Source organism: Corynebacterium mendelii, assembly GCF_017307055.1.
In the GTDB taxonomy this organism is placed as follows: Bacteria; Actinomycetota; Actinomycetes; order Mycobacteriales; family Mycobacteriaceae; genus Corynebacterium; species Corynebacterium mendelii.
Genome location: NZ_JAFLEQ010000003.1, coordinates 252,215 through 254,093 on the forward strand (window position 1 = coordinate 252,215; position 1,879 = coordinate 254,093).

2 protein-coding genes are annotated in these 1,879 nt (G+C 63.9%); both read left to right on the forward strand.

Going from position 1 to position 1,879, the window contains the following annotated elements:
- The first annotated feature begins 144 nt into the window (after window positions 1-144).
- Window positions 145-930 (forward strand): 2-oxo-hept-4-ene-1,7-dioate hydratase, encoded by a 786-nt coding sequence (gene hpaH / locus JZY06_RS01030; protein ID WP_207117657.1) that lies wholly within the window; start codon window positions 145-147, stop codon window positions 928-930.
- Window positions 915-1,694, forward strand: a complete 780-nt coding sequence (locus tag JZY06_RS01035; protein WP_207117659.1) for an HpcH/HpaI aldolase family protein — start codon at window positions 915-917, stop codon at window positions 1,692-1,694. Before hpaH ends, JZY06_RS01035 begins: the two co-directional genes overlap by 16 nt.
- The last annotated feature ends 185 nt before the right edge of the window (window positions 1,695-1,879 follow it).

The window sequence follows — 1,879 nt, forward strand, 5'->3', positions numbered from 1 at the left end:
CGGTGTGCCCACCGGTAACAACGACGGCCACAGGCCACCCGGCCGGGTCACCGCAGCGTTGTGCGGCTCCCACCTCAGCGGTGCCACCGGACAACAACGACGACTGTTTTTTAAAAAAAACCTGTAACGAAAAGACGATGAGCGATGCTCGACAACAACACCATTATCCAGATTGCGGATGATCTCGCGGAAGCCGAGAAAAACCGCACCATGATCCCGCTTTTGACGGCACGCTACGACGGCATGACCGTCGAGGATTCCTATGCCATCCAGGCGGAGTGGCGGCGCCGCGGGGTAGCCGCGGGCCGCCGGCTTGTGGGCCGGAAAATCGGCTTGACCAGCAAAGTGATGCAGGACGCCACCGGTATCACCGAGCCGGACTACGGTGCGATTTTCGCGGACATGGTTTTTGACAACGGCTCCGAAATCGAGCACGGCCGGTTTTCGAATGTGCGTATCGAAACCGAGCTGGCTTTCGTCTTGAGCCGTGACCTCACCGGTCCGGATGCCACCGTCTTCGATGTGCTGCGGGCCACCGAATACGTGGTGCCCGCACTGGAGATTCTCTCCTCCCGCATTGAGATGGAAGGCCGCACCATTGTCGACACCATCTCCGACAACGCCGCCATGGGCGCAATGGTCTACGGCGGCAACCCGGTCGATCCGCACCAGGTGGATCTGCGCTGGGTGTCGGCGCTGCTGTACAAAAACGAGATCATCCACGAAACGGGCGTGGCAGCGGCCATTCTCAACCACCCGGCCACCGGGGTGGCGTGGCTGGCCAATAAACTGCACGCCCACGGCGACAGCCTGTCGCAGGGCGACATTATTCTCGCCGGATCCTTCACCCGCCCGATGTGGGTGGACAAAGGTGACACCGTGACCGCCGACTTCAAGGAACTGGGAACCATCACATGCCGTTTCACATAGAACTCCCCGACACCTTCACCGCCCGTGTGGCGGCAGGCACCACTCCCGCGCTCGGGCTGTGGGTGTGCTCCGGATCGGCCTGTGCCGCGGAAATCGTGGCCGGCTCCGGCTGCGACTGGGTGCTTGTCGACGGCGAGCATTCACCGGTCGGATTGGAATCGGTATCGGCGATACTGCGGGCCACCGCCGCCTACCGGTCGGTCAGCCCGGTGGTGCGGGTACCGGTGTGCGATGTCGCACTGATCAAGCAGTACCTGGATTTGGGCGCGCAAAACATCATGGTTCCCATGATCGATACCGCCGAGGATGCCGCGCAGGCTGTCGCCGCCATGCACTATCCGCCCCGCGGGGTGCGCGGTGTCGGTTCGGCACTGGCCCGTTCGTCACGCTGGAACCGGGTTCCGGACTATTTGACCCGCGCCGGATCCCTGGTGTCACTGACCGTGCAGATCGAGTCAACCACGGCAGTCGACAATGCCGAGGCCATCGCCGCAACCGACGGTGTGGACGCCATTTTCATCGGCCCCAGTGACCTGGCGGCCTCCATGGGGCTGATCGGCCAGCAATCCCACCCGGATGTGCTGGCGGCCGTCGACCACGCGATGACCGCGGCGAAAAAACACGGCACTCTCGTCGGTGTCAACGCCTTCGACCCCGCCCAGGCACGGGCCTACATTGACCGCGGCGCGGATTTCATCAACCTCGCCGCTGATGTCCAGCTGCTTGCCCGCGCCACGGAAAACACCATCTCCGCGATGCGCTAGCCGCCCCGCCGGGTGACGACCGGGCCGCCGATTGGCAGACGGGACGCACACCGGCAGACGGCCCCTTGTTCCGGGCACGCCAGCAGAACAACCCCACAAGCGGGACAGCCACCGGACGTTGGCCGGTGGCGGAGCCTTAAAAAACATCCCGTCTTCACCGGCCGGGTGCACACACCACAGACCAC

What these genes read in the sequence shown, in the direction of transcription:
- JZY06_RS01035 (WP_207117659.1), top strand. Translation starts at nt 915, where the DNA reads ATGCCGTTTCACATAGAACTCCCCGACACCTTCACCGCCCGTGTGGCG.
- hpaH (WP_207117657.1), top strand. Translation starts at nt 145, where the DNA reads ATGCTCGACAACAACACCATTATCCAGATTGCGGATGATCTCGCGGAA.